28 protein-coding genes and 1 pseudogene are annotated in these 23,715 nt (G+C 66.2%); 13 read left to right on the top strand and 16 right to left on the bottom strand.

Annotated features, from left to right (window positions below; translation table 11 throughout):
* From ACWHYQ_RS03870 to ACWHYQ_RS03815, 12 genes are all read right to left on the bottom strand, one after another.
* Complete coding sequence (locus ACWHYQ_RS03870; RefSeq protein WP_447974430.1) at positions 1-402, bottom strand: cobalamin B12-binding domain-containing protein; 402 nt, start codon at positions 400-402, stop codon at positions 1-3.
* The gene (locus tag ACWHYQ_RS03865) at positions 399-1,241 is read right to left on the bottom strand and encodes an MBL fold metallo-hydrolase (protein ID WP_447974429.1); all 843 of its coding nucleotides are present in this window, start codon (positions 1,239-1,241) and stop codon (positions 399-401) included. The genes ACWHYQ_RS03870 and ACWHYQ_RS03865 overlap by 4 nt, the downstream gene beginning before the upstream one ends.
* Positions 1,242-1,321: 80 nt before the next feature.
* On the bottom strand, positions 1,322-2,917 hold the full coding sequence (locus ACWHYQ_RS03860) for an acyl-CoA mutase large subunit family protein (RefSeq protein ID WP_447974428.1): 1,596 nt from the start codon (positions 2,915-2,917) through the stop codon (positions 1,322-1,324).
* Between the two features lie 45 nt (positions 2,918-2,962).
* On the bottom strand, positions 2,963-3,835 hold the full coding sequence (locus ACWHYQ_RS03855) for a 3-hydroxyacyl-CoA dehydrogenase family protein (protein WP_447974427.1): 873 nt from the start codon (positions 3,833-3,835) through the stop codon (positions 2,963-2,965).
* 23 nt (positions 3,836-3,858) lie between these two features.
* Complete coding sequence (locus ACWHYQ_RS03850; protein ID WP_447974426.1) at positions 3,859-5,064, bottom strand: thiolase family protein; 1,206 nt, start codon at positions 5,062-5,064, stop codon at positions 3,859-3,861.
* Positions 5,061-6,242 (bottom strand): dihydrolipoamide acetyltransferase family protein, encoded by a 1,182-nt coding sequence (locus ACWHYQ_RS03845; RefSeq protein WP_447974425.1) that lies wholly within the window; start codon positions 6,240-6,242, stop codon positions 5,061-5,063. Before ACWHYQ_RS03845 ends, ACWHYQ_RS03850 begins: the two co-directional genes overlap by 4 nt.
* Before the next feature lie 99 nt (positions 6,243-6,341).
* Positions 6,342-7,346 (bottom strand): alpha-ketoacid dehydrogenase subunit beta, encoded by a 1,005-nt coding sequence (locus ACWHYQ_RS03840; RefSeq protein WP_447974424.1) that lies wholly within the window; start codon positions 7,344-7,346, stop codon positions 6,342-6,344.
* On the bottom strand, positions 7,343-8,350 hold the full coding sequence (locus tag ACWHYQ_RS03835) for a thiamine pyrophosphate-dependent dehydrogenase E1 component subunit alpha (RefSeq protein ID WP_447974423.1): 1,008 nt from the start codon (positions 8,348-8,350) through the stop codon (positions 7,343-7,345). The genes ACWHYQ_RS03840 and ACWHYQ_RS03835 overlap by 4 nt, the downstream gene beginning before the upstream one ends.
* A gap of 74 nt (positions 8,351-8,424) precedes the next feature.
* Positions 8,425-9,180: a hypothetical protein gene (locus ACWHYQ_RS03830; protein WP_447974422.1), complete on the bottom strand. Its 756-nt coding sequence runs from the start codon at positions 9,178-9,180 to the stop codon at positions 8,425-8,427.
* The gene (locus tag ACWHYQ_RS03825) at positions 9,177-10,169 is read right to left on the bottom strand and encodes a fumarylacetoacetate hydrolase family protein (protein ID WP_447974421.1); all 993 of its coding nucleotides are present in this window, start codon (positions 10,167-10,169) and stop codon (positions 9,177-9,179) included. Before ACWHYQ_RS03825 ends, ACWHYQ_RS03830 begins: the two co-directional genes overlap by 4 nt.
* 10 nt (positions 10,170-10,179) lie before the next feature.
* Positions 10,180-11,283 carry a homogentisate 1,2-dioxygenase gene (locus tag ACWHYQ_RS03820; protein ID WP_447974420.1) on the bottom strand — a complete coding sequence of 368 codons (1,104 nt, stop codon included), beginning with the start codon at positions 11,281-11,283 and terminating at the stop codon, positions 10,180-10,182.
* 68 nt (positions 11,284-11,351) lie between these two features.
* Positions 11,352-11,933: a VOC family protein gene (locus ACWHYQ_RS03815; protein ID WP_447974419.1), complete on the bottom strand. Its 582-nt coding sequence runs from the start codon at positions 11,931-11,933 to the stop codon at positions 11,352-11,354.
* A gap of 300 nt (positions 11,934-12,233) precedes the next feature.
* On the opposite strand from ACWHYQ_RS03815, the gene ACWHYQ_RS03810 reads away from it, so the two are divergent.
* Genes ACWHYQ_RS03810 through ACWHYQ_RS03800 form a run of 3 tightly spaced genes read left to right on the top strand, consistent with a single transcriptional unit; the run spans position 12,234 to position 15,320 of the window.
* Complete coding sequence (locus ACWHYQ_RS03810) at positions 12,234-12,944, top strand: TenA family transcriptional regulator (RefSeq protein ID WP_447974418.1); 711 nt, start codon at positions 12,234-12,236, stop codon at positions 12,942-12,944.
* 37 nt (positions 12,945-12,981) lie between these two features.
* Complete coding sequence (locus ACWHYQ_RS03805) at positions 12,982-13,944, top strand: helix-turn-helix domain-containing protein (protein ID WP_447974417.1); 963 nt, start codon at positions 12,982-12,984, stop codon at positions 13,942-13,944.
* Entirely contained in the window at positions 13,941-15,320 is a 1,380-nt protein-coding gene (locus ACWHYQ_RS03800) for a tryptophanase (RefSeq protein ID WP_447974416.1), read from the top strand. The genes ACWHYQ_RS03805 and ACWHYQ_RS03800 overlap by 4 nt, the downstream gene beginning before the upstream one ends.
* Here ACWHYQ_RS03800 and ACWHYQ_RS03795 read toward each other — a convergent pair.
* The gene (locus ACWHYQ_RS03795; protein ID WP_447974415.1) at positions 15,314-16,885 is read right to left on the bottom strand and encodes a bifunctional metallophosphatase/5'-nucleotidase; all 1,572 of its coding nucleotides are present in this window, start codon (positions 16,883-16,885) and stop codon (positions 15,314-15,316) included. The genes ACWHYQ_RS03800 and ACWHYQ_RS03795 overlap by 7 nt on opposite strands.
* A gap of 462 nt (positions 16,886-17,347) precedes the next feature.
* Here ACWHYQ_RS03795 and ACWHYQ_RS03790 point away from each other — a divergent pair, with 462 nt between their 5' ends.
* Positions 17,348-17,719 (top strand): DUF2294 domain-containing protein, encoded by a 372-nt coding sequence (locus ACWHYQ_RS03790; RefSeq protein ID WP_447974414.1) that lies wholly within the window; start codon positions 17,348-17,350, stop codon positions 17,717-17,719.
* A 4-nt stretch (positions 17,720-17,723) separates the two neighbouring features.
* On the opposite strand, the gene ACWHYQ_RS03785 is transcribed toward ACWHYQ_RS03790, so the two are convergent.
* Positions 17,724-17,855: a hypothetical protein gene (locus tag ACWHYQ_RS03785; protein WP_447974413.1), complete on the bottom strand. Its 132-nt coding sequence runs from the start codon at positions 17,853-17,855 to the stop codon at positions 17,724-17,726.
* Between the two features lie 416 nt (positions 17,856-18,271).
* Between ACWHYQ_RS03785 and ACWHYQ_RS03780 the strand changes: the two genes are divergently transcribed.
* The 6 genes and pseudogenes from ACWHYQ_RS03780 to ACWHYQ_RS03755 all read left to right on the top strand — a co-directional run bounded on the left by ACWHYQ_RS03780 (position 18,272) and on the right by ACWHYQ_RS03755 (position 20,874).
* A complete protein-coding gene (locus ACWHYQ_RS03780; RefSeq protein WP_447974412.1) occupies positions 18,272-18,514 on the top strand; it encodes a BolA/IbaG family iron-sulfur metabolism protein in 243 nt (80 codons plus the stop codon).
* 29 nt (positions 18,515-18,543) lie between these two features.
* Positions 18,544-18,876: a glutaredoxin family protein gene (locus tag ACWHYQ_RS03775; RefSeq protein ID WP_447974411.1), complete on the top strand. Its 333-nt coding sequence runs from the start codon at positions 18,544-18,546 to the stop codon at positions 18,874-18,876.
* A 216-nt stretch (positions 18,877-19,092) separates the two neighbouring features.
* The gene (locus ACWHYQ_RS03770) at positions 19,093-19,230 is read left to right on the top strand and encodes a hypothetical protein (protein WP_447974410.1); all 138 of its coding nucleotides are present in this window, start codon (positions 19,093-19,095) and stop codon (positions 19,228-19,230) included.
* A gap of 87 nt (positions 19,231-19,317) precedes the next feature.
* The gene (locus tag ACWHYQ_RS03765) at positions 19,318-19,647 is read left to right on the top strand and encodes a phage integrase N-terminal SAM-like domain-containing protein (protein ID WP_447974409.1); all 330 of its coding nucleotides are present in this window, start codon (positions 19,318-19,320) and stop codon (positions 19,645-19,647) included.
* Positions 19,648-19,877: 230 nt separating this feature from the next.
* Positions 19,878-20,033 (top strand): annotated as a pseudogene (locus ACWHYQ_RS03760) (transposase family protein); the annotation flags it as partial.
* A 76-nt stretch (positions 20,034-20,109) separates the two neighbouring features.
* Positions 20,110-20,874, top strand: coding sequence for an ISL3 family transposase (locus ACWHYQ_RS03755; protein ID WP_447974408.1), 765 nt, complete (start codon positions 20,110-20,112; stop codon positions 20,872-20,874).
* Between the two features lie 53 nt (positions 20,875-20,927).
* On the opposite strand, the gene ACWHYQ_RS03750 is transcribed toward ACWHYQ_RS03755, so the two are convergent.
* Both ACWHYQ_RS03750 and ACWHYQ_RS03745 read right to left on the bottom strand, forming a co-directional pair.
* Positions 20,928-21,254: a transposase gene (locus ACWHYQ_RS03750; protein WP_447975516.1), complete on the bottom strand. Its 327-nt coding sequence runs from the start codon at positions 21,252-21,254 to the stop codon at positions 20,928-20,930.
* A 17-nt stretch (positions 21,255-21,271) separates the two neighbouring features.
* The gene (locus ACWHYQ_RS03745; protein ID WP_447974407.1) at positions 21,272-21,817 is read right to left on the bottom strand and encodes a transposase; all 546 of its coding nucleotides are present in this window, start codon (positions 21,815-21,817) and stop codon (positions 21,272-21,274) included.
* A 386-nt stretch (positions 21,818-22,203) separates the two neighbouring features.
* Between ACWHYQ_RS03745 and ACWHYQ_RS03740 the strand changes: the two genes are divergently transcribed.
* The 3 genes from ACWHYQ_RS03740 to ACWHYQ_RS03730 all read left to right on the top strand — a co-directional run bounded on the left by ACWHYQ_RS03740 (position 22,204) and on the right by ACWHYQ_RS03730 (position 23,570).
* Positions 22,204-22,569 carry a hypothetical protein gene (locus tag ACWHYQ_RS03740; protein WP_447974406.1) on the top strand — a complete coding sequence of 122 codons (366 nt, stop codon included), beginning with the start codon at positions 22,204-22,206 and terminating at the stop codon, positions 22,567-22,569.
* Positions 22,570-22,993: 424 nt separating this feature from the next.
* Positions 22,994-23,272 carry a type II toxin-antitoxin system RelE/ParE family toxin gene (locus tag ACWHYQ_RS03735; protein WP_447974405.1) on the top strand — a complete coding sequence of 93 codons (279 nt, stop codon included), beginning with the start codon at positions 22,994-22,996 and terminating at the stop codon, positions 23,270-23,272.
* Positions 23,273-23,285: 13 nt separating this feature from the next.
* Positions 23,286-23,570 carry a HigA family addiction module antitoxin gene (locus tag ACWHYQ_RS03730; protein WP_447974404.1) on the top strand — a complete coding sequence of 95 codons (285 nt, stop codon included), beginning with the start codon at positions 23,286-23,288 and terminating at the stop codon, positions 23,568-23,570.
* Positions 23,571-23,715 lie beyond the last annotated feature (145 nt).

Genomic DNA, 23,715 nt, shown 5'->3' with positions numbered 1-23,715 from the left:
TTACGGTCGGAGCCCTTTCACGAAGTCCACGATCTCGCTCATCGGCGTGCCCGGCCGGAAGATCGCCCGCACCCCGGCGGCTTTCAGCCGAGGAATGTCCTCATCCGGAATGATCCCGCCGCCGAAGACCGCGATATCCTCCGCGCCCTGCTCCTCAAGCAGCTCGATCACGCGCGGCAGGAGGTAGTTGTGGGCGCCGGAGAGCAGGCTCAGGCCGATCGCCTGCACGTCCTCCTGGATCGCCGTGCTGACGACCTGCTCCGGGGTCTGGTGCAGGCCGGTGTAGATCACCTCGATCCCGGCGTCGCGCAGCGCGCGGGCGACCAGCTTGATGCCCCGATCGTGCCCGTCCAGCCCGACCTTGCCCAGCAGGACCCGGATCGGCTTGCTGGCCACGGTCATGCCGTCACCTCCTCGAGCGAATACCTCCCGTCCCGCGCCTTCCGCAGACGCCCGATCGCGGCGGTTGGGTCATGCTCGAACACGAGCAGCCACTGCTCGTCGTAAGCCCGCTCGAGCACACGGCGCTTCGCCTCCAGCGTCTGGACCGGGTAGAGGTCGTAACCCATGATGTAGGGGAGCGGCAGGTGTGCCCTCGTCGGAATCAGGTCGCCGAGGTAGAAGGCCACCTGGCCCTCGGACTCGATCCGGACGGCCTGGTGGTGCGCGGTGTGGCCGTGGGTCACGACTACGGAGACCCCCGGCAGGATTTCGGCGTCCCCTTCCACGAACTCCCAGCGGCGGGCCTGCGCGATCGGCAGGAACGTCTCGGGCCGGTAACTGGCCTTCGTGCGTTCGTTGGGCAGGACCGCGTCCTCGTACTCGCCCCGCTGGACGAGGTAGGTCGCCTTGGGGAAGGCGGGAACCAGCCGGCCGCCCGCCTCCCGCCGGGTGTTCCCGCCCGCATGGTCGAAGTGCAGGTGTGTGTTGATCACGAGGTGAATATCCTCCGGTCCCAAGCCCAGCCGCTTCAACGAGTCGAGCAACGGCGGCGTCCGGTCCACCGCGTACAGGTCCCGGAACTTCCCGTCCCCCTGCTCGCCGATGCCCGTGTCCACGAGGAGGTGCTTGCCGTGGGCGCGGATGAGCAGGGGGGTCAGGGCCAGCGGGATGCGGTTGCGCTCGTCGGCGTGGCAGCAGCGCTCCCAGAGTACCTTCGGCACCACGCCGAACATCGCTCCGCCGTCCAGCCGGAACCGACCGTCGCTGACCGGAAATATCTCAAATGCCCCGAGCTTCATGACGCGTCACTATTCGGAAACAAGCCCACGCGCCGTTCGTCAGCCGCGACACTCTTGCCCGCCCTTCGCCAGCCGAGGTCTCACAGCACTACCGGCTCCCGGTATGTCCCGAACACCTCCTTTAGCGCCGCGCACACCTCCCCCAGCGTCGCCTTCGCCTTCACCGCCTCGATCAAGTACGGCATCACGTTCTCGCCGCAGGTCGCGGCCTCCTGCAGGGCCTCTAGCGCACCGGCCATCTTGAAGGGATCGCGGGCCTTCCGCAGGTCCGACAGCCGTGCGACCTGCTCCCGCTCCACCTCCGGGCCGATCTTCAGGATCGGGATCGGGCGCGCCTCGGGCTCCACGTGCTCGTTGAGGCCCACGATGATCCGGTCCTTCTGTTCGACTTCGCGCTGGTAGCGCTGGGAAGCTTCCAGGATCTCCCGCTGCGGATACCCCCGCTCGATCGCCGCGACCATCCCGCCCATCGCGTCCAGCTTGCGAAAATACTCCCGCGCGCCTTCTTCCAATTGGTTCGTGAGATGCTCGACGTAGTAGGACCCGCCGAGCGGGTCCACCGTGTTTGCGACCTCGCTCTCGTGGGCGATGATCTGCTGGGTGCGGAGGGCGAGCTTGACCGCCTCTTCGGTGGGCAGCGCCAGCGTCTCGTCCATCGAGTTTGTGTGGAGCGACTGCGTCCCGCCGAGCACGGCTGCGAGGGCCTGGAGCGTCGTGCGGACGACGTTGTTCAGCGGCTGCTGCGCGGTCAGCGAACAGCCGGCCGTCTGCGCGTGACAGCGGAGCTGGAGCGAGCGCGGATCTTTCGGGTGGTAGCGCCGCTGCATCTCGCGGGCCCAGAGCCGCCGGGCGGCCCGAAACTTGGCGATCTCCTCGAAGAAGTCATTGTGGACGTTGAAGAAGAACGAGAGGCGGGGTGCGAACACGTCCACGTCCAAGCCGGCTTTGACCGCCTGTTCCACGTAGGTCAGGCCGTCGTAGAGCGTGAAGGCCAGCTCCTGGACCGCCGTCGAGCCGGCCTCCCGGATGTGGTAGCCGCTGATGCTGATCGGGTGCCACTTCGGGACGTGGGCCGCGCAATAGGCGACCGTGTCGGTGATCAGCCGAAGGGACGGCTCGGGCGGGAAGAGCCATTCCTTCTGGGCGATGTACTCCTTGAGGATGTCGTTCTGCAGCGTACCGCCGAGCCGGTCGAAGGGGATCCCGCGCCGTTCCGCCACCGCGAGGTACATGGCGAAGAGGACCGCGGCCGGCCCGTTGATCGTCATCGAGGTGGTGACCTGGTCGAGCGGGATGTCCGCGAAGAGCCGTTCCATGTCGGCGAGCGAGGACACCGCCACGCCGCAATGGCCGACTTCGCCGTGCGCGCGGGGGTCGTCCGCGTCGAGCCCCATCAGGGTCGGCATGTCGAAGGCGACGCTCAACCCGGTTTGCCCATGCTCCAGCAAGTATTTGAATCGGCGATTGGTAGCCTCGGCCGACCCGAAGCCGGCGAACTGGCGCATGGTCCAGAGCCGGCCCCGGTACATGGTCGAATAGACGCCGCGGGTGTAGGGAAAGCCGCCCGGTTCGCCGAGGTCAGTCGCGGGATCCCAGTCCTTGAGGTCCTCGCGGGTATAGACCCGCGCGATGGGCAGGCCGGAGAGGGACGCAAAGTGCTGTTTTCTCTCGTCCATCACGACGCCTTCGGAGTGTGGAGTCTCACCGCTGCGAGCGACGCGTCACGAACGACGGTCATAGACGTAGAACCCCCGGCCGCTCTTTCGTCCCAGCCGGCCAGCCGCGACGTACCGGCGCAGGAGCGGGCAGGGGCGGAACTTCGGGTCGCCCAGGTCCTGGTGCAGGACCTCGCAGATGGCGAGCACGGTGTCGAGCCCGATCCGGTCGGCGAGCGCGAGCGGGCCGACGGGCTGGTTGGTGCCTGCGGTCATCGCCTGGTCAATCTGCTCTGGGGTCAGCTCGGGCTGCTCCTGGAGCAGGAAGATCGCTTCGTTCAGCATCGGCATAAGGACCCGATTCACGATAAAGCCGGGCCCGTCCCGGCAGACGACGGGGGTCTTGCCGAGGCGCTGCGCGACCGCAAGGGCGACCGCCGTGGTCGCGTCCGAGGTCTCGAGGCCGCGGACCACCTCGACCAGCCGCATCACCGGCACGGGGTTCATGAAGTGCAGGCCGACCACGCGGTCGGGCCGGCCGGAGGCCGCGCCCAGTTTCGTGATCGAGATCGCCGAGGTGTTGCTGGCCAGGACTGCCTCGGGCTTGCAGAGCCGGCCGAGCTCCCGGAACAGCTCCCCCTTGAGGGCGGCGTCCTCGGGGGCAGCCTCGATGACGAGCTGCGCCTCCGCCAGTGCGTCGAGACGGTCTGTCGGCCGGATCCGGGCCAGGCACGGTTCGATCTGGTCCGGCGGCAGCCCTCCCTTCTCGGCGGCTCGCGCCAATCCCTCGCCGAGTCGGCGCAGGGCAGCCCGCCGCGCGGCCTCGCTCACGTCGTAGAGCAGCACGGACCACCCGCTCGCCGTGGCGACCTGGGCGATGCCGGCGCCCATCTGCCCCGCTCCGACGATCCCGATGCTTTTGATCTCGTCGGCGTTCATCTGACGCCCAACCGATCCTCCCGCTAGTCCCTTGCCGCTTCCCTCTCGCCCCGTTCGACCAGGATCGCCAGCGCCTCCCCGCCGCCGATGCAGAGGCTCGCGATCCCACGCCGCCCGCCACGCGCCTCCAGCGCGTAGAGCAACGTGGTCAGGATCCGCGCACCCGTCGCGCCGATCGGATGGCCGAGCGCCACGGCCCCGCCGTGGACGTTCACCTTCGCCGGGTCGAGCCCGAGCTCGCGGTTGATGGCCAGCGAGACCGCCGAGAAGGCCTCGTTGATCTCGAACAGGTCAATGTCGCCGAGGGACAGGCCGGTCTTCTTGAGCAGCCGGCGGATCGCCTCCACCGGTGCGATCGTGAACCATTCCGGATCCAGCGCCACGCCAGCGTAGCCGGCGATCCGGGCCATTGGCGTCAGGCCCAAGGTCTTCGCTTCGTCCTCTGCCATGACGACGAGGGCCGCCGCGCCGTCGTTGCAGGAGGGAGAGTTGCCGACCGTCAGCACGCCGTCCGCCTGAAAGACCGGCTTCAGGTCGCGGAGGCGGCTCAGGTCCACCCGGTTCGGCTCCTCGTCCTCGGTCACGGTCAGCGGCCCGCCTTTCTTCTGCGGGACCTCCACGGGGACGATTTCGCGCTTGAAGGCGCCCGAGGCGATGGCTTCGCGCGCCCGCCGGTAGCTCTCGAGCGCGAAGTCGTCCAGCTCCTGCCGGGTCAAGCGGTACTTGGCTGCGCAGAGCTCCCCGCCGTTGCCCATGTGAAAGTTGTTGTAGACGTCCCAGAGCCCGTCCTTGACGAGGCTGTCCACCAGCTCCGCATGGCCGAGCCGGTAGCCCTGGCGGGCCTTCTCCAGCAGATAGGGCGCGCGGGTCATGCTCTCCATCCCGCCGGCGACGACGATCTGGGCGTCGCCCATCCCGATCGCCTGCGCGGCCATGATGATGGTCATGAGGCTCGAGCCGCAGACCTTGTTGACCGTGGTGGCCCCGACCGCGGTCGGGATGCCCGCGCCGATCGCGGCCTGCCGCGCAGGGGCTTGGCCCAGCCCCGCGGCGAGCACGCAGCCCATGTACACCTCGTCCACCCGGTCGCCCGGGAGCCGGATGCGCCGGAGCGCCTCGGCGATCGCGAGGCTACCCAGCCTGGTCGCGGGCACGGAACTGAAGACACCGTTAAAGCTGCCCAGCGGGGTGCGGACGGCGCTGACGATGACGGCTGCTCGGTTCTTCACAGGAACTTCTCCCAATCGCTTTGCTCCAAAAAGGCCTTGACCTTTGCCATGAACCGGTCGGCCGTAGCCCCGTCAATAACCCGATGGTCGAAGGAGAGGCTGAGATAGGCCATCGGCCGGATGGCGATCGCGTCGTTGAGCACGACCGCGCGCTTCTGAACCGCCCCGACGCCCAGGATAGCGATCTGAGGCTGGTGGATGATCGGCGTGCTGAAGAGGCTCCCGCCGCCGCCGTGGTTGGTGATCGTAAAGGTGCCGCCCTGCACCTCCTCAGGGCTCAGCCGCTTGGTCCGGGCCCGCTCGGCAAGATCGGCGATCTCCTGGCCGAGCTGCCGGAGCCCCCTCTGGTCCGCGTGGCGGATCACCGGCACCAGGAGCCCGTCTTCAAGCGCGACCGCGATCCCGATGTGGATGTCCTTCTTGATGAGGATGCCCTGGTCGCCCCACGAACTGTTCAGAATGGGGACTTCTCGGATCCCGCGGGCCACGGCATGGATGACGAAGGGCAGGTAGGTCAACGCCAGCCCTTCCCGGACCTGCACGATGCGCGAGAAGTCCGCTTCGAAAAACGTCGCGACGTGGGCCGCGGTGCGGCGACTTGCGAGCATCCGCTCGGCGATGGTCTTCCGCATGGCGGTGAGCGGGAGGATTTCCTCCCCCTCGCGCGGGAGGCTCTGGGCAGTCGCCTGAGGGCCGGGCGTCGGTTGCGCCGTTGCGGGAGCCGATGTGGCCGACGCCCCCGTTTTTTCCAGGAAGTCGAGCACGTCCCGCTTGGTCACGCGCCCACCGGCCCCCGTGCCCTTGACCAGCGAGAGGTCCACCCCGCGCTCCTTCGCGAGCTGCCGCACGGCGGGCGAGTAGTGGTCTGCTGCCCCTTCGGCTGGAGCCACGGGTTTGACGACCACCCCGCCGACGCGGTTGACGACCCCTGCGGCGGGCCGTTCCTCCTCCAGGCGTGCCAGCAGGGTCCCGATCGGGACCGTCTGGCCTTCCCGGACGAGGACCTCGGACAAGAAGCCGCCCGTCGGGGAGGGGATCTCTAGCGAGACCTTGTCGGTCTCCACCTCGACGAGCGCCTGGTCCTTCTCGACCCGCCCGCCGATGGGAATGAGCCACTTGATGACGGTGCCCTCGGCGATGCTCTCCCCGAGCTGGGGCATGATGATATCAGTCGCCACCGAAGCCCTCGTGATGAGTGATCGGTGATGGGTGACGGGTTAAGGGAGAGAGCCTAAGAATCCGACCCCTCACACAGCACCCATCACCCATCACCGTTTCTAGTAGGCGGCCAGCTTCCGGGCCGCGGCGATCACGTCGCCCGCCTTCGGGAGAAAGTACTCCTCAAGCGGCGTGCTGAACGGGACCGGCGTGTCGGGCGCGGCGATCCGGAGGACCGGGCCGTCCAGATGCTCGAAGCAGTCCTCGGCCAGCAGCGCGGCGATCTCGGCGCCGATCCCGCCGGTCTTGTTGTCCTCGTGCAGTAGGATGGCCTTGCTGGTCTTCCGCACCGAGGCGTAGATCGTCTCCTTGTCCAGCGGCGTCAGCGTGCGGAGGTCCACGACCTCCAGGTCAATGCCCTCCTCGTCCAGGGCCTGCGCAGCCTCTAGCGCGACGTGCACCATGGCGCCGTAGGTGATGACCGAGATATCGCGCCCGGCTCGTTTGACGTCGGCGACCCCGATCGGCACGATGTAGTCCTCCGTCGGCAGCAGGGCCTTGATGCGTCGGTAGAGGAACTTGTGCTCGAAGTAGAGTACAGGGTTCGGGTCGCGGATCGCTGCCTTGAGCAATCCCTTGGCGTCGTAGGGCGTCGAGGGCGCGACCAGCTTCAGGCCCGGCGAATGGAAGAACCAGCCCTCGGGACACTCCGAGTGGAAGGGGCCGCCGTGCACCCCGCCGCCAAAGGGGGCGCGGATCACGAGCGGGACCGGCGCGCCCCACCGGTAGTGGTTCTTCGCGGCCACCTCGGTGATCTGATCGAAGGCGCAGGAGATGAAGTCGGCGAACTGCATCTCCACGACGGGCCGCAGGCCCATCATGGCCGCGCCGATGGCGGCTCCGACGAACCCGGACTCGGACAGCGGCGTGTCGAGCACGCGCCATTCCCCGTACTTGGCCTGGAACCCCTCCGTGATTCGGAAGGCGCCGCCGTAGGGGCCGATGTCCTCGCCCATCAGGAACACGCGCTCGTCGCGGGCCATTTCCTCGTCGAGCGCCTGGGAGATCGCCTCCAGATAGGTGACCTCCTGCCCCGTCGTGTGGGGTGCGGTCGCGGTCGTCATGGCCTTACCTCCTCGTCGGTCGCGAAGACGCCGGTCAGAACCTCTGGGCCCTCCGGAAGCGGGCTCCGCTCGCCGAACTCGACGGCCGCCTCGACCTCCTTGACGACCCGCTCGCCGACCTCCTGGAATGTCGCCTCGTCCGCGTAGCCCAGCTCGCGCAGCAGGCGCTCGGCCCGCGGAATCGGATCCTTCGGCTTCCACTCCTCCAGCAGCGCGCGCGGCACGTACTTGGCCGAGTCGTGCTCGGAGTGGCCGTGCATCCGCATGGTCTTGCATTCGATGAACGTCGGCCCGCCGCCCTCGCGCGCGCGGCGGATCGCCCGCTTCGCCGCAAGGAAGACCGCGGCCACGTCGTTCCCGTCCACGATCTCGCTGGGCATGCCGTAGGCCTTGGCCCGGTCGGCGACGTCGGGGATCGCCATCTGCAGGGACAGCGGGGTGGAGTAGGCGTATTGGTTGTTGTTGCAGAAGAAGACCACCGGTAGCTTGCGGACGGCCGCGAAGTTCATCGCCTCGTGGAAGTCGCCGCGGCTGGTCCCGCCGTCGCCCGTGTTCGTGACCACGACGCGGGCCTCGCCTCGGATCTTGAACGCCAGGGCCGCCCCGGCTGCGACGGGCAGGTTGTCCGCCAGGTGGCTCACGAAGCCGATGACGCCGCGCTTCAGGTCGCCGATGTGCACGTTTCCATCCTTGCCTTTGGTCGGGCCGGTGCGCTTGCCGAGGTATTGCGCCACGATCTCGCCGGGGGTGATGCCGCGGACCAGGAACGCGCCTACGTCCCGGTGATAGGGTGCGATGATGTCATCCCGCTCGAGCGCGGAGGCGTAGCCGACGGCGATGGCTTCCATGCCGTTGCTCGTGTACACGCCGCCCACGATCCGGCCCTGCCGGTAGAGGGCCGTGATTCGGTCCTCCAGCGACCGGGTCAGGCGCAGGTAGTAGTACATTTGTAGCAGCTCCGCCCGCTTGATCGCCGCCGCGATGTCCTCGAGTGCCTTGGCCATAGGTCCTCCTTGGAAAAGTCCACCGCTGTCAGCCTACGAGCTAGCGATCGGCAGAGGCTGATCGCCACCGCCCCTCAGAATTCCGGTATGTCCTTCCACGACAGGAGCGGCTGTCCGGCGCGGCAGAGCGGGCACTGGGCCGGCTCCCACTGCGGCATGTCCAGGTCCGCCGTGTAGTAGAACGGGTAGGTGGACGCCAGCTCGTCCACCAGCGGGAACTGCCCGCTGTCGCGGCGGGCGAAGACCAGCATGCCGGCTAGGATGCCGCCGTGGTCGGTGACGACCTGGCCCAGCTTGCTCACGCAGTTGCCGCGTGTCGTGACGTCGTTGAGCACGACGAACCGCTCGCCGGTCCGGATGGCGCCGGTAGCGATCTCGGTCCCGATCCGGCCGGTCTCGGGGTTGTAGGGCGTCAGGACGATCCGTAGGCGCATCCTCTGATGGAGCAGGTCCGCCACGCGCTCGGCGAGGACGTGGGCGCCCGACGCGGGTGCCACCAGGCCGACCAGGGGGTCCTTCTCGTAGTGCTGGCGGAGCCAGTCGGCCATGTCGCGCGCGATCAGCGTGACGAGTTGCGGGAACCGCGTGATGGATTCGAACCGCAGATAGGTCGCCGTATGGTGGCCGGAGACGACCTCCACGTGCGCGTCGAAGAACACTGAGCGCGAGCTGCGCAGGATCCGGTGCACGTCCCAATCCGAGAGTTTGGATTGCGGCGCGTCGCGGATGATGCCTTTGAGCTTGGGCTCGACCGCCGGGCCGTCGTAGAGTCGGCGATGGTGCTCGATCAGTTGGGTCAAAGCGGCGTTGTGTGTGGCCTGAACAGTCATGATTTCCTCTCTTGCTGTACCACCCGATTCCTTAAGATCCCGATCGGCTGGATCTCCAGCTCGACCACGTCCCCCGGGCTGAGGAACCGGTCCAGCTCCAGCCCGCAGCCGCCACCGACGGTGCCGGAGCCGAACAGCTCGCCGGGGTAGATCGCCTCGTCGCGGGAGACCCGCGCGATCATCTGGGGAAACGTCCAGTGAATGGTCCCGAAGCGGCCCTCCGACCAGACCTCCCCGTTGACCCGTGCGACCATCCGCAGTGCGGCGAGGTCCGGGATCTCGTCGGGCGTGACCAGGCAAGGGCCGATGGCCGTGGCGAAGTCCTTTCCTTTCGCGGGGCCCAGCCGACAGGCCATCTCCTCGAACTGGACGTCGCGGGCGCTGAAGTCGTTCATGATCGTGTAGCCCGCGATGTAGGCCGGGGCGTCCCGCTCCGTTACGTTGATCCCCTGGCGGCCGATGACGCAGGCCAGTTCCAGCTCGTAATCCAGCTTTGTCGTCTCCAGCGGCCAGGGCAGATCCTCGTCCGGCCCGATGATCGTGCGGGGGTTCCCCTTGTAATAGACCGGGGCCTTGTACCACTCCGGCGGGATCGGCTGGCCCCGTTTTTTCGAGGTGGCGGCGATGTGCGCCTCGAACGCGATGAAGTCGCGCAGCGAGGGCGGGTTCGGCAACGGCGCCCGGAGCCGCACGCGGTCCGGCTCGTAGAAGATCGTCTCGCCGTCCGGTCCCTCGATTCCCTCGCCGCAGCGGATCGCGTAGTCGAGCGCCTCGCGCGCGGCACGCATGGCGGAGTCTCCGCCCTCGAGCAGCGCCAGCATGGACGAGGGCACGGTGCAGTTCGCGAGCCGGTGCGGCTGCGGCTCCTGGCAATCGGCCAGAAGCCGCGCGTAAGCCATGTTCAGGTCCACGATCCGGTGCTGATGGAGGGCGCCGGTCCGGACGAACCGGCCGACCGGGGTTCGGATCTCAAAGCTGACCAGCTTCATGGCGGCCCACTCAGCTCCAGCTCATCGCATAGTCTTTGACCTCGGCCGGCTCGAGCGCCGGGAGCACGGCGAAGGGCCGCCGGGACTCGATCAGCACTGCCACTTCGTCCGTCTGCGTTTTGCTCTTGCTGGCCTCCACGGCCTGTGGCTGCGGACCGTGATGGATGCCCTGCGGGTGCAGCGTCAGCATCCCTGCCTGGATGCCCGCGCGGCTGAAGAAACTTCCCGCGTGGTAGAAGAGCACCTCGTCGTAGTCCATGTTCCGGTGATAGAACGGCACGCGCAGCGCTTGCGGATCGCTCTCCAGCGGGCGGGGCGCGAAGGTGGAGACGAGCAGCCCACCGGCCTGGAACGTCGTGTGCACGCTGGGCGGCAGATGGTAGCGCGGGCTCGTGACCGGCCTGAAGTCCCGCACGTTCAGCTTGGCCGCCCACAAGTCACCCTTCCAGGCCACCACGTCCAGCGGCCAGAAGGGATAGACGACCCGGGTGACCTCGTCGTTCCGCTTGATACGAACTTCCCACTCGCGCCCGTCCCGTTCTGTCCACGGGTGAGCGTCCAGCTCGGGGGCCGCGAGCACGCCGCGGTCGAACAGGGCATGGTGGCCGAGCAGGCCGCGGTCCGGCAGCTCGATAGGCTCGGGCGTCTCCACGATCAAGAACAGCGACGGCCCCGCCTCCACGACGACGCGGTAGGTCGTCCCCTTGGGGAGCACGAGGTAGTCGCCCGGCTCGTAGGGGAGGATTCCGTAGTCGGTCTCGAACCGACCCCGGCCGCGGTGCACAAACTGGACCTCGTCGCCATCGGCGTTCCGGAACAGGTACGGCATGGTCTCCGCGCGGCGGGACAGGAAGACGCGCGCGTCCGGGCTGCGGAGGATCTCGACGGGTAGGGCGTCCGCCGCCCGCTCGTCGGGGGCGGGGAGGGCCGCGCAGGCGAACGCACGGGGCCGCAGGGGACCGTCAATTCGCACCCACCTGGTGGGGGGGTGTCGCCTGTAGAGGTGCGATGACGGTCCGGAAAACCCGCGGCGGCCGTGCTCTTCTTCGCAGAGGCCCTCGGGAATGGCCACATGGGCCTGGGCCGGGGCCTGCCCTCGCTTTAGGAGATACATCGCGTCCCTCCCCGTGATCCCTCTTGACCGCGGCGTTCAAGGCTCGTCGCTGAGCGCTCGTCGTTGCCCTATGAAGCCCGCTGGAACCGCTGGTCTTCGGCCAGGATCGCCTCGTAATCAATGATGGTCTGCTGGACCCCCTGAATTTGATCCCGTTCGATGTCTTTGTAAAGGGCCTCGACCGTCTCGCGCACGAAGGTCTTGGATTGCTCACCCCCGTGCTGGCGTTGCGTCAGCTCCAGGAACACCCCGCTGTCGGGGAACAGCGGATAGGTAAACCGCTGTTTGAGCGGGCCGAAGCCGTCCCGTCCCTCTTTGAGCGGCCCGCTGAACCGGACCCCCCTGGCCTCCCACTCGCGGCAGACGGCTTCAATGTCGTCCACTTCAATTGCCACGTGCTGCACGCCTTGCCCGTACCGCTCGATGAACTCGGTGATTTGAGACTTGACCATTTTGTCCCGGCCCTGGATGAGCGCGATCTTGGCGCTGCCCCGTTGGACGACGACGGTGTCCATGCAGGACTTCTCGGTGCCGACGCCGAACGCCGACCAGACGACGTCGAATCCGAGGATCTTGGTAAAGAGATACTCCGCAGCGGCGAGATTTTTCACGAGGAGGGTAATGTGATCAATCCCCATCGCAGCGCTCATGATGCGACCTCCTGGATCCGGCCATGGTTCGTCGAAGCGGTGTGCATCGGACTCGCTGAAGCAATATGTCCCAGTATAACAGAGATAGTGCATTGTGCAATAAAAATTTTTTATGATCATGAGTTTCACATAACTAATTGATATAAAATCGTGTTCAGTCCATCAATCGGACGGCTTCCCGCCCTGATGGCCGGGAATGCAAGAAAATTGTTGCAGTTATCATAAGAAAGTTATATCATAGGCGCTATCAAGGGCTACAAGGTGCGCGGTGCGAGTCGCGCGGGGGCGGGGAGGTCGGCCATGTCGTTCTATCAGGAAATGCGGGCGTTCGTCCTCCGGCACGGGGCCATCAATAATCCGTATCTGGACCGCTTTCGGACCGGTGAGCTGACCGACGAGGAATTCCGGGAGTTCGCCGTCGAGTTCTACAACTTCGCGCGGTTCTTCCCCAAGATCCTGGTGTCGCAGCTCGTCAATACGGAGGATGAGACCGTGGCGGAAGAGCTGACGCGGGTGCTCTACTCGGAATTGGGGGAAGGGCGGGCCAGAAACCGCCACGAGCTGCTCTATCGCGACTTCTTGCGGTCCATCGGGATTGACGTGCACGAGGCCATGACCCGGCCCATGCTTCCCTCCACGCGCGCCTATATCGAGGGCATGGAGCAGCTCTACAGCAGCGGGAACCACCATCTGGCGTTGGGCGCATCCTTCGGGCTGGAGAACATGGCCATCACCATGTGGGACCATCTCATCCCAGGATTGAAGAAGCTCCGCGACGCGCGCTACCCCTGCATGGACATGACCTACTTCACGTACCATCGCGAGCTGGAAGCGACACACGAGGATGCGATGCAGAAGGCGGTGGTGGCCGTGGACGGCGGGGAGGCCGGCGGCCGCCTGTCGGGTGAGGAGCGCGAGCAGTTCCACCGCGGCGTCCGGGCAGTGCTGGATTATCTCGAAGGATTCTGGATGGGGCTGGAAGCCCGCCGCCCCACCGCCCTCGCGGGCTAGCCGTCACCCATACGAAACTCGCCCATCGAGGCTCCGCTTGTTTGAGATCGCCCACTATGTCGAGGAGGTCAAGCGGCGCTACCGCTTGCCCAGCGACTATGCGCTGGCGGCCAAGCTGGGGATCGCTCAGCCGGAAGCCAACCTGATGCGGCGCGGGCGCAAGGTCCCCAAGCCGGAAGTCTGCATCCGGATCGCCAAGCTGTTGGACCGGAATCCTGTGGAGCTGCTCCTCGTCGCCCAGAAGGACAAGGCCCCGCCCGCCGCCAAGGAGTACTGGACCGTCGCCCTCACCGCTGTGGACGTGATGCTCCACGTCCCCCAGAGCCCCCGCTACATCCCTCGCAAGGTCGAGGCCATCGGCCGGGAGCTGCGCCAGCTCGAGTCCCAGAGCCTGGTCTACGAGGGCGCCGCCGCGAGCGCCGAGGCGGTGCGTCTGATGGAGTCCGCGGAGCGGACCGTGGACGCGATCATGGAGCGCTGGAACATCTGGAAGAAGGGCGAGGCGCTCTATCCGAACTACCTGCTCGCCAACCAAGCGGCGGCCCGCCGCAACGTGGCGATCCGGCGCCTGCTGATCCTCGCGCGGGCGCAGATGCAGCAGCCGGCTCAGGTGGCCGACGCGATCCAGGTCATGGACGATCAGCACCGGGCGGGGATCAAGATCTACTATGCGTTCCGGGAGGAGCTGGGGCGCTCGCCGACCTTCCAGCGGCTGGCCGAGGACTTCAAAAAGCACGGCGCCGCGCAGGACATCAACGCCGCGATGTTCGACGGCGAGATCCTCATCTTCTCCCGCTCCTACGGCCAGGTGCCGCTGGGCGTGGTCGGCAAGCCGACCCCCATTACGATGATCAACCAGTTGCAGATCACCTGGAAGCCCGAGCTGATCCGAGAACTGGACCCGGCCCCCCTCTTCGACATGACCCGGTACGTATTCGAGTACGACGGCGCGAAGCCGTTTAAAGCGCAGTTGGCCCGATTTCTAAGGAGCTCCCCGTGAGATTCCCGTCGGAACCCTTCAAGATCAAGGTCGTCGAGCCCATCAAGCGGACCAGCAGGGAGGAGCGCGACCGGCTGCTCCGGGAGGCCGGCTTCAACCTGTTCAAGGTGCCGGCCGAGAGCGTGTATGTGGATCTCCTGACAGACAGCGGCACCGCTGCGATGAGCGACAACCAGTGGGCCGGCCTGATGCTGGGGGACGAGTCCTATGCGGGGAGCCGGAACTTCTTCCATTTCGAGGAGACCGTCCGGTCCATCTTCGGCTACCGGGTCGTGATTCCGACCCACCAGGGCCGGATGGCGGAAAACCTGCTGTTCTCGACCGTCGTCAAGCCAGGCATGGTCGTCCCCAACAACATCCACTTCGACACGACCCGGGCCAACGTGGAGCATCAGGGCGCGCAGGCGCTCGACCTGGTCGTCAAGGAGGCCTATGACCCGCGCTGCGAGCTGCCCTTCAAGGGGAACATGGACCTGGTCAAGCTGGAGGAGACCATCGTCCGGGTGGGGCGGGAGCGGATCCCGCTGGCCATGATTACGATCACGAACAACAGCGGCGGCGGCCAGCCGGTCTCGATGGATAATATCCGGCAGACCCGGGCGCTGCTGAACCGGTACGGCATCCCCCTCTTCTTCGACGCCTGCCGGTTCGCGGAGAATTGCTTCTTCATCAAGGAGCGCGAGCCGGGCTACGAGCGGGCCTCCATCCTGGAGATCGCCCGCGAGCTGTTCAGCTACGGGGACGGCTGCACCATGTCGGCGAAGAAGGACGGATTGGTCAACATCGGCGGCTTCTTGAGCCTGAACAACGAGCAGTGGGCGCAGGAGATCACCAACATGCTGATCCTCGTCGAGGGCTTCCCGACCTACGGCGGGTTGGCGGGCCGGGACCTGGAGGCCATGGCGCGCGGGCTCCAGGAGGTGCTGGACGAGGAGTACCTGCGGTTCCGAATCAGCCAGGTCCGGTACCTGGGCGAGCTGCTTGACCAGGCGGGGGTCCCGATCCTCAAGCCGGTGGGCGGCCACGCGGTCTATCTGAACGCAAAGGAATTTCTTTCCCACATTCCCCCCGAGGCCTTCCCCGCGCAGGCGCTGGCCGTGGCCCTGTACCGGGAGCACGGGATCCGCGGGGTGGAGATCGGGACCGTGATGTTCGGGAAGAAGGATCCGGTGACCGGCCGGACGATCCATCCGGAGCTGGAGCTGGTCCGGCTGGCGATCCCCCGCCGGGTCTACACCAACATGCAGATCACCTATGTCGCGGAATCCATCGTGGACCTCTTCCGCCGCCGGGACGAGATCCGCGGGCTCAAGATGGTCTACGAAGCGCCCGTCCTGCGGCATTTCACCGCCCGGTTCGAAGAGCTGCTTCACTGACCGGTGAACCGGATTCGCCCGTCTATCGCCGCATTCAGCGGCCGCGTGCGGAGCGCGTTCAAGAGCAAGTCTCGCAGAGGGGTCTGCCGCTCGATCCGGTCGCGCGCGTCCGCGAACATCGTGAACCCGTCCCCTCCGTCGGCCAGAAAGGCGTCCGTCGCGACCGTGTACCGCCGCGTCGGCTCCAGCGGGCGCCCCCTGACCGTGACCACACGCGCCCGTGCGCCGGGCGGCTGCGTGAGGTCGTAGGTGACGGCCAGGCCGGACACCTGGAGGAAGCGGCCGTCGGCCTTGGGAAGCTGGGCGACGCTGTGCTCCAGGGCCAGGCGGAGCTGCTCGCCGGTGATCGAGAAGGTCACGGCGGGCGAATCGAAGGGGAGCACCTGCAGCACGTGCTTGGCCTCCACGGGACCGGCGGGGATGCTGTCCCGGATCTGCCCGCCGTTCACGAGCGCCACGTCCGTGCCGTACTCCGCCCGCAAGAGGTCGGCCAGGAGGTTGCCCAGATTGGTCTCCTTCGTCCGGACCTCGGGGCTTGCGCCCTCCAGGCGAACCGCTGCCTTGCCGACGACTGTTCCGGCGAGCGCGTCCAGCCGCTTCGCGAAATTGTCCAGGAGCGCCCTGACCTGGGGATGCGGCTCGACCTCGGGCGTCACCGGCAGATTCGTTGCGACGGCGCGCGCGACCGTCCATCTGGCTGCTCCGCCTTCCCCGCCTGCCGCCTGCCGCTCGAGCGTGAGATCCAGCCGGCCCAGGGTCCGGCCCTGCCGGTGAGTCTTGACGAGCACCGGGCCCGGACGGGTCGCGTCCGCCGCCGGGGCAGCGGCCCCGGCGGTGAGCAGGCCGTCGAACCCCTCCGTATGGCCGCCGATGATCGCGGCGAGTTCCGGCGCCTGCGTTAGGAGCGCCCGGTCCTCCTCCGTGCCCTGGTGCGTGATCGCGATGACGAGGTCGGCCTTGTGCTCGACCCTGAGGATTCCGGCCAGCCGCCGGACGGTGTCAACCGGGTCGCGGAACTCGAGCAGCTTGACGACCTCGCGGTTGAACGTGTCCGGGAAATTGCTGCGCCCGAGCAGCCCAATCACCCCGACCGTGAATGGGCCGGCCCGCACGACCGCGAACGCCTTGCACGGCAGCGCGGTGGTCTTTCCACCGACGTTCGAGCAGAGGATCGGAAACGTGGCCCATTCTTGCAGGCGGCGCAAGTGGTCCAGGCCGAAGTCGAAGTCGTGGTTGCCCGCAGCCATCGCCTGGTAGCGCATGAGGTTCATGGCCTGGATATCCGGCTCGCCGCGGAAGAACGACGAGAGTGCGGTGCCGATCAGGATGTCCCCGGAATCCACCAGCAGGACCGCGTCCGCTTGGTGCCGGACGGCCTCGACCAGCGTCGCGCGGCGCGCCAGGCCGCCGACCTTCGGCTGGCCCCGGGGGCCGAAGGGCAGCGCCGCGCCGTGGTGCTCGCTGGAGTGCAGGATCGTGAGAGTCTCGGGGAGCGCGGCGGTCGGCAGCCCGCCCCACAGGAGGCAGGCGGCGAGGGCGAGACGGAGCAGCTTCAGCGGCGACAATGACGGAACCCTCTTCCTCTTGCTCTGGTTGCTGCTGGGCAAGCGGCCTGGGCAGCGGCGAGATCTTCAGCCCATTATTCACGGGGCCGCCAGCTCGCGCAACAGGTACCGGGCACCGGCCAGGGGGTTCGGATAGTACGCGGTGGTCTCCCGGAACCCCAGGGACTCGTAGAGCGTCTGAGTCCTCGGTCATGCTGGGGAGGGTGTCCAGGACCAGTCGGGCGTACCCCATGCCGCGGGCGCGCGTGATCGTGGCTTCGGCGAGCCGCCGGCCGACGCCACGACCGCCAAGGCCGCGGCACCGCCCGCCGGTGCAATCCGAATATTGCTTGCCGCGTTCGGCCCATCTCGCCTATGAGCCGAAAGGTCCATCAGCGGGTCGTTCTGGCCGTCCAAAAGTGATTGTCTGAGGCCTGTGGCCACTCCTATAATGGCGCGCCACTCTGCTGGAGGGAATATCCGATGAGGGAAGGGCGCACCCGCGGTGAGGTCGAAGCAGCCATTCGCAACGCCGTCATCAAGTTCGAGCAGGAGTTCATGGGCCGCGGCCCCGACGATGTCCGAGCGTTCATCGTGCGCGATATGGTGCTCATCCGGCTGAAGGGCGTGCTGACAGCGGCGGAGCGGCAGCTCGCCAAGACGCCCGAGGGTGTGGAAATGGTCAAGCGGCTGCGTCAGACCTTGATTGCGCAGGGACGGGACAAGCTCTGCGAGCACCTGCGCGACATCACCGGCTCGGAGGTGACTGCGCTCTTCACGGACATTGACACTCAGGTCGGCGAGCGGGTGCTCGTGTTCACCCTGGACCGGGACCTCGAAGGCACGTTCCGGTAGCGCGCTAGGCTTCCCGGCTGACGTGGAGTTCCCAGAGCAAGGAGACCTTTTCGTCGCGCGCAAAATCGGCGGGCGTGACGAACCCGCGCTTATCATAGGGGATGTCAATGCCGAGGCGTTTATAGCATTCGAACACGTACTCCGAGCGGATGTATTCCTGATCCCGCTTGATCTCGCTCTTCTGAATCCGAGGGCGCTCCCCACGATGCGGGCGGTGATGCGGGCGATTTCCTCGTCATCGTAGGGGTACGCGAACCGGTCCACCGCAAACTGCGACATCTTCTTCAGCCTCGCAGGCGAGGCCTTGGCGGCGAAGTCTTCGTGGCGGGCGATGGCGAGGCGGCCCTTGTAGCCGGAGCCGGTGCCCTCTCATAGCGGACTTTCTGCCACTTTGGAAACTGGGCCATGGCCGGTCCTCCTTCCTGCCGGGGAATCGCAGCATGCCATGATGGGGCAAGTGACTCAAAGGCTCATTTCGGGATCTTTCCCCACGTTGAATCGTGTGGAGAGACTGCGTTATCCTAATGGCCCGTCTCATCCGACGAGGGGGCTGTGATCACTGCTCAAGCCGTGACTGACTACATTCGCAAGGCGATCCCGGACGCCCAGGTCTCGGTCGCGGACCGGACCGGGACGATGGACCACCTCGCGGTGCGGGTGGTCTCGGAGCTCTTCAAGGGCAAGACCCTGCTCGACCGGCACCGAATGATCTACCAGGCGCTCGATGAGCCGATGAAGGACGGGCGGATCCATGCGCTGGAGTTGACGGCGGTTGCCCCGGGCGAGGGCGCATGATGAGTGATGGGGAAGAAGGAGGCCGGACCATGGCGGACCCGATCGATGAGGAAATCCAGCGGGAGATCAAGACCCACAAGATCCTGATTTACGGGAAGGGCACCAAACAGATGCCCATGTGCGGGTTCACCCGCGAGACCATGCAGTTCTTCGACAAGTACGGGTATCCCTACGAAGTGATCGACGTGCTCAACAACCCGGCCAAGCGCGAGGCGCTGACCCGGCTGACCAACTGGCCGACGCTGCCCAAGGTCTTCATCAACGGCCAATTCTACGGGGATACCGACATCCTCGACCCGATGGAGAAGAAGGGCGAGATCGAGCCGCTCTTGAAAGCTGCCTTCGGCGACAAGATGGGCTAAGGCGGTTGGCGGCGGGCGGAGGAAGGGCTGGGCTTGCCGCCCAGGTGTTCTTCATCCGTTCCTCTTCTTCATCACGTCGTGTGCGATTGAGCGCCGCATCTGACCAATCTGGTCACATCTCCCGTTCTGGCATTCAGTTTACTTTTCTCGGCGTAAGCGGAGCCGCGCAAGAACCTGGGACGGGCGCGCAGTTCCAGGCCCAGGATCGCTCCCGACGTGAACGGGGCACAAGGGGCGACGGTGCGAACGGACCCGATTCAGATCAAGCCGGGGGGCGCGGGACGGCTCATCGTACTCGTGCCGTATGCTCCCGAGCGCGTGGCGAAAATGAAGACGGTCGCCGGCCGCCACTGACATCAGGGGGAGAAGTGCTGGTCTGTTCCCCACAACGATAAGGCGCTGCGCCATCTGCTGACGCTCTTTGCCGGCGAGCCAGTTGAGGTGGAGCCCACACTCCGTTCCGTGAACATCCCCGGCAATCGGGAGCCGTCCCATGAGCCGGTAACCCCGCACGCGGTGGCGACCATTCCCCAGCTCTTGGACCGGGTCCGCCAGGCGATTCGTGCTCGACATTTTAGTCATCGAACCGAGGATGCGTATGTTGGGTGGATCAGGCGATTCATCATTTCCAACTACAAGCGACATCCGGCAGAGATGGATGAAGAGGGGTCAAGTCCTTTTTTTCCTGGGCTCTTCAGGAAATCGTGTGGGTCACTGACTCCGCGTGCGCTCTGCTTGGACCTTCGAAAGGAGGGCCCGAGCGATGCGTGACGTTGAACGCTCTCAAGCTGTGCTGGGGCTGCAAGCCCCCTGGACCGTGGCCAACGTGGAACTGGATGTGACGGGGCAGCCGGTGACCGTCACCGTGGAGGCGGGGCCGGGTCCCTCTCCCGGCCCCGAGTGTCAGGAGCCCGTCCCGGGCTCTGATCGCAAGCGCCGCCGGTGGCGGCATCTGGAGTCCCTGTCAGGTCACGACGTGGATCCAGGCGGACCTGCCCCGCGTGAGCGGTCCGACCCATGGGGTCAAGCAGATCGCGGGGCCCTGGGCCGAGCCGGGGAGCCAATGCACGGCTTGGTTCGAGCGGTGGGCCATCGACTTGCTCCGGGAGTGTTCGGGAACGGGCGCGGCGGGGCTGCGGCGCCTCACGTGGGACGAGGCCTGGGGGATCAAGGAGCGCGCCGTCCGACGCGGGCTGGCCCGGCGGAAGCAGGAGGGCGTGGCCCATCTGGGGCGTGGACGAGCAGGCGCTCGCCAAGCGCCATCGCTACCTCACGGTGGTGGCGGACCGGGACCGGAGCCGGGTCCTCTACCTGGCCGACGACCGCAAGCAGGAGAGCCTGGACGCGTTCTGGGCCACGCTCACGCCCGAGCAACTGGCCGGGATCCAGGCGGTCGCCATGGACATGGGGGCGCCCTACGTCCAGGCCACCCACGCCCATCTCCCCGAGGCCGAGACGACGAGCGTCTTCGACAAGGTCCACGTGGCCAAGCACGTCCATGAGGCCGGGGATCGGGGGCGGAAGGCCGAGCCCCGAGCGCTGAAGCAGGCGGGCGACGAGCGGCTGACGGGCACGAAGTCCCTCTGGCTCATGCGGCCCAAGGCCATGACGGCCGAGCAGCACGCCACCTTCCGCACCCGGCAGCGCAGTGAGCGGACGGTGGCCCGGGCCTGGACCCTCAAGGAGCGCTTCCGCCAGTTCTGGGACGATGCCTCCCCCGGTGCCGCGCAGAACTTCTTTGCCCGCTGGTTCTGGCGCGCCACGCACAGTCGGCTGCGCCCAATGGCCGCCGTCGCCCACCTGATCCGGCGCCATCTTCCGAATGTGTTGACGTATCTGAGGCATCGGCTCACCAACGCGGGGCTGGAAGCGGTCAATGCCACGATCCAGTGGGTCAAGAAGACCGCCCGCGGCTTCCGGAACAGCGAGCATTTCAAGACCGCGATCTATTTCCATTGTGAAGGACTGGATCTGTATCCAACCCACACGAAAGCCTGAAGAGCCTTTTCCTGTAGAAGTGGTCATGGCGCTGATCACTCCGGCTGTCCGCTTCAAGCCACCTGACGCTGGACCGGATCGCGCTCCTGGCGGATCGTGTCCAACTCGCGCCGGAGGCGCGAGGTCATCCGCAACCCGCGCCAGCGTTGTGCCGCCGTGAGCCAGGGGGCGAACACCAGCGTCAGACAGGCGGGCTCGGTCGGGAACCGCGGAATCACCTTCGTGCGGCGCCGTCCTTCCCCGAACGTCCGTTCGAGGAGATTCGTCGTCCGAAGACTCTTGTGATGCTCCTTGGGAACCTTCAGATAGACCAGGCAGGCCTCCAGATCCTGTTCCAGACAGGCCATCGCCGCTGGATAGCGGGTTCGCCACCGCGCGATCAGCGCCCGGCCCCGAGTCAGACCTTGCTCCTAGGTGGCGGCACAGAAGACCTGGCGGATGAGGGGCTTGAGCAACGCCCGTGCGGCCTGCGGCAGCTTGGCCAGGCTGGTCCGCATCTTCTGCACCCGACACCGCTGGTGGGACGCCCGGGAGAACACCTCCCGCCGGCCTTGCGCAGGCCCGGCGGGCCATCGGAGATTCCCAGCAACGGCGCCGCCAGGCCGCGCGCGGTCAGATCATGCAGGACGCGCAACCAGGCGTCGGAGGACTCGCGGCTGCCCAGGGCCAGAGACAGCAGGACCTGCTGGCCCGATTCCAGAATCCCGTACGCGCAGAGCACCCCTTCCTGCTCGTCCGTCCCCTGCCGCACGGCTAGATAGATCGCGTCCAGGCCCAGAGAGACGACCTTCAGAGCACTCAGATCCCGCCGCGGCCAGGCCTCGAAGTCCGCCTGCAACTGGCGGCTGAGCTCGCTCACCCCCGTGCGGGAGATCACGCGGTCCCCCACGGTCTCCAAGAACAGCGCCTCCACATCGGCCTGCGAGAGCCCGCGCACCCACATCCGGGCGGCCAGCCGCGCCGCCGCCGGGCGCCCCGCTGATCATGGGCGCGGCCCAACCACTCCGTCACTTCGTGCTCGGAGGCCACCGGCCACACGTACCGGGCGCCCAATTTGATGAGCTCATCCAACGGATGCTCCGCGCTCTCGCTACCGTGCTCCAGGATCGTCGTCAGGGCTTGCTTCAACTGTTCGCTCGGTGGTCCCCGCTTCCGCATGGCGTCAGTCCTCCTTTCAGCTTGGGGCCTTGGCCCCGGGTTGATAGACGCCGGAGGAATCTTACGCCATTGTTGTTTCTGCTCAACTCACTTTTACAGGAAGTATAGGACATCACCCGCAACTTCGAGGCGCTCTACAAGAAGAACGTCAAGGATGATCCTCAGGAGGCGATGCTCCACGATGTGAAGGCGCGACGGCTTGCCCAGTATCTCGCTGGAGCCTTGGACCGCATGGCCGACCAGCTTCGGGCGGCCCTGAAGGATCCGAAGATCAAGTGGGTACGTGTACCCAGCGCGCTGCCAGGAGGCAAAGACGGTGTGGGAATCAAATCAGGCCAGCTTTACCACGTCATCAAAGACCTAAAATCCGAAGAGGTCTTGCAGCTAGAAGATCGGCTGAAGAAGGAGCTGCTCAAGAAGATTCTCGGTGAGGCGGCGGTCCATGAAGCACGACACGGCGACAGGGACTACTTCTGCGCGGCTGTTGAGGACTGGCAGCGTGCTCTTGGTTTCGAGCCGAAGATCAAGGAGGCCTGAGGCGGTACCAGAATGCCACGGGACTCGATTCAAAGGCGGCATAACAGCCGGTTGCAGCGGACGGTCCGCTGCGCGGCCCGCCGCTGAACCGGAGCGTTAGGTGCCATCATGGCTCCGACGTATCGTTTTCCGTTTGCGGCACACGTTGATACCAAGACCCGATCGGGAATTCTGGCTGAATGGGCCGAGAATGTCTCGACTTTCTGCGCCGCTGTGGACACTGAGACGATCGCGGTTGGGGGTTCCGACAATCCAAGGCCCCGTCCGTGCTCTTGTTTCTCCGTTCTGAGGAGTCAGCCGGGCGGAGCCAAATCCTCGCTGAGGAAATCCGAACCCCCCGTCCTTCCTGACCTGGTTGCGGCCCGTTCGGCCTTGATCCTCCGGCGCCTTGCAATCCGTAACCCAATCGGTTACAGTCGATCGCGTGATCCGCGGGTTCAGGCACAAGGGCTTACATCGATTCTTCGAGACAGGCAGCAAATCAGGTATCCAGGCCCAGCACGTTGAACGGCTTCGCCTCATCTTGGCTCGACTGAACGCGGCCACAGCCCCGCGAGACATGGCCCTCCCAGGGTTAGACCTCCATCCGCTCAAGGGTGACCGCAAGGGTACCTGGGCTGTATCGGTTAGCGGGAACTGGCGGGTCACGTTTCGCTTTATCGGAAAGGACGCGGATGCCGTGGATTATGAGGATTATCACTAGCGAGGTCGTCACGATGCGTATGCACAATCCCCCCCACCCCGGTGAAATCATCAAGCGCCTTTGCCTCGACCCACTTGGTGTGAGTGTCACGCAGGCAGCTCAGGCGCTGGGTGTCAGCCGAAAGACCCTGTCGGCTATTCTGAATGGCCGTGCGGGCATCAGTCCCGAGATGGCCGTTCGCTTGTCCATCGCGTTCGGCACGTCGGCTGAGAGCTGGCTCAACCAGCAGACCCAGTATGATTTGTGGCACGTCGAGCAGCGCCGAAAACAGCTTCGCGTGTCCAAGCTCGCGGTGTAGCAAGTTGCCTAACTTTGCGCTCCAGCCGACTCGCTAAAATGCGCGGCTGAGCTTGGCGTGAGGCCAATTCGAGGCCCCTGCGATAGGGGTTTGGGAAAGGGCGAGGTTGAGTCGCTCTTGAAAGCTGCCCTCGAGAAGGCTTAGG

It is taken from the genome of Nitrospira sp. Kam-Ns4a (genome assembly GCF_965152595.1).
The sequence above is the reverse complement of the archived record's forward strand: the minus strand, read 5'-3'. Positions and strand labels throughout refer to the sequence as shown.

Coding starts and splice junctions, on each gene's coding strand:
- ACWHYQ_RS03870 (WP_447974430.1), bottom strand. CDS start 402: ATGACCGTGGCCAGCAAGCCGATCCGGGTCCTGCTGGGCAAGGTCGGG.
- ACWHYQ_RS03865 (WP_447974429.1), bottom strand. CDS start 1,241: ATGAAGCTCGGGGCATTTGAGATATTTCCGGTCAGCGACGGTCGGTTC.
- ACWHYQ_RS03860 (WP_447974428.1), bottom strand. CDS start 2,917: ATGGACGAGAGAAAACAGCACTTTGCGTCCCTCTCCGGCCTGCCCATC.
- ACWHYQ_RS03855 (WP_447974427.1), bottom strand. CDS start 3,835: ATGAACGCCGACGAGATCAAAAGCATCGGGATCGTCGGAGCGGGGCAG.
- ACWHYQ_RS03840 (WP_447974424.1), bottom strand. CDS start 7,346: ATGACGACCGCGACCGCACCCCACACGACGGGGCAGGAGGTCACCTAT.
- ACWHYQ_RS03835 (WP_447974423.1), bottom strand. CDS start 8,350: ATGGCCAAGGCACTCGAGGACATCGCGGCGGCGATCAAGCGGGCGGAG.
- ACWHYQ_RS03830 (WP_447974422.1), bottom strand. CDS start 9,180: ATGACTGTTCAGGCCACACACAACGCCGCTTTGACCCAACTGATCGAG.
- ACWHYQ_RS03825 (WP_447974421.1), bottom strand. CDS start 10,169: ATGAAGCTGGTCAGCTTTGAGATCCGAACCCCGGTCGGCCGGTTCGTC.
- ACWHYQ_RS03820 (WP_447974420.1), bottom strand. CDS start 11,283: ATGTATCTCCTAAAGCGAGGGCAGGCCCCGGCCCAGGCCCATGTGGCC.
- ACWHYQ_RS03815 (WP_447974419.1), bottom strand. CDS start 11,933: ATGAGCGCTGCGATGGGGATTGATCACATTACCCTCCTCGTGAAAAAT.
- ACWHYQ_RS03810 (WP_447974418.1), top strand. CDS start 12,234: ATGTCGTTCTATCAGGAAATGCGGGCGTTCGTCCTCCGGCACGGGGCC.
- ACWHYQ_RS03790 (WP_447974414.1), top strand. CDS start 17,348: ATGAGGGAAGGGCGCACCCGCGGTGAGGTCGAAGCAGCCATTCGCAAC.
- ACWHYQ_RS03775 (WP_447974411.1), top strand. CDS start 18,544: ATGGCGGACCCGATCGATGAGGAAATCCAGCGGGAGATCAAGACCCAC.
- ACWHYQ_RS03745 (WP_447974407.1), bottom strand. CDS start 21,817: ATGTGGGTGCGCGGGCTCTCGCAGGCCGATGTGGAGGCGCTGTTCTTG.
- ACWHYQ_RS03740 (WP_447974406.1), top strand. CDS start 22,204: ATGCTCCACGATGTGAAGGCGCGACGGCTTGCCCAGTATCTCGCTGGA.
- ACWHYQ_RS03730 (WP_447974404.1), top strand. CDS start 23,286: ATGCGTATGCACAATCCCCCCCACCCCGGTGAAATCATCAAGCGCCTT.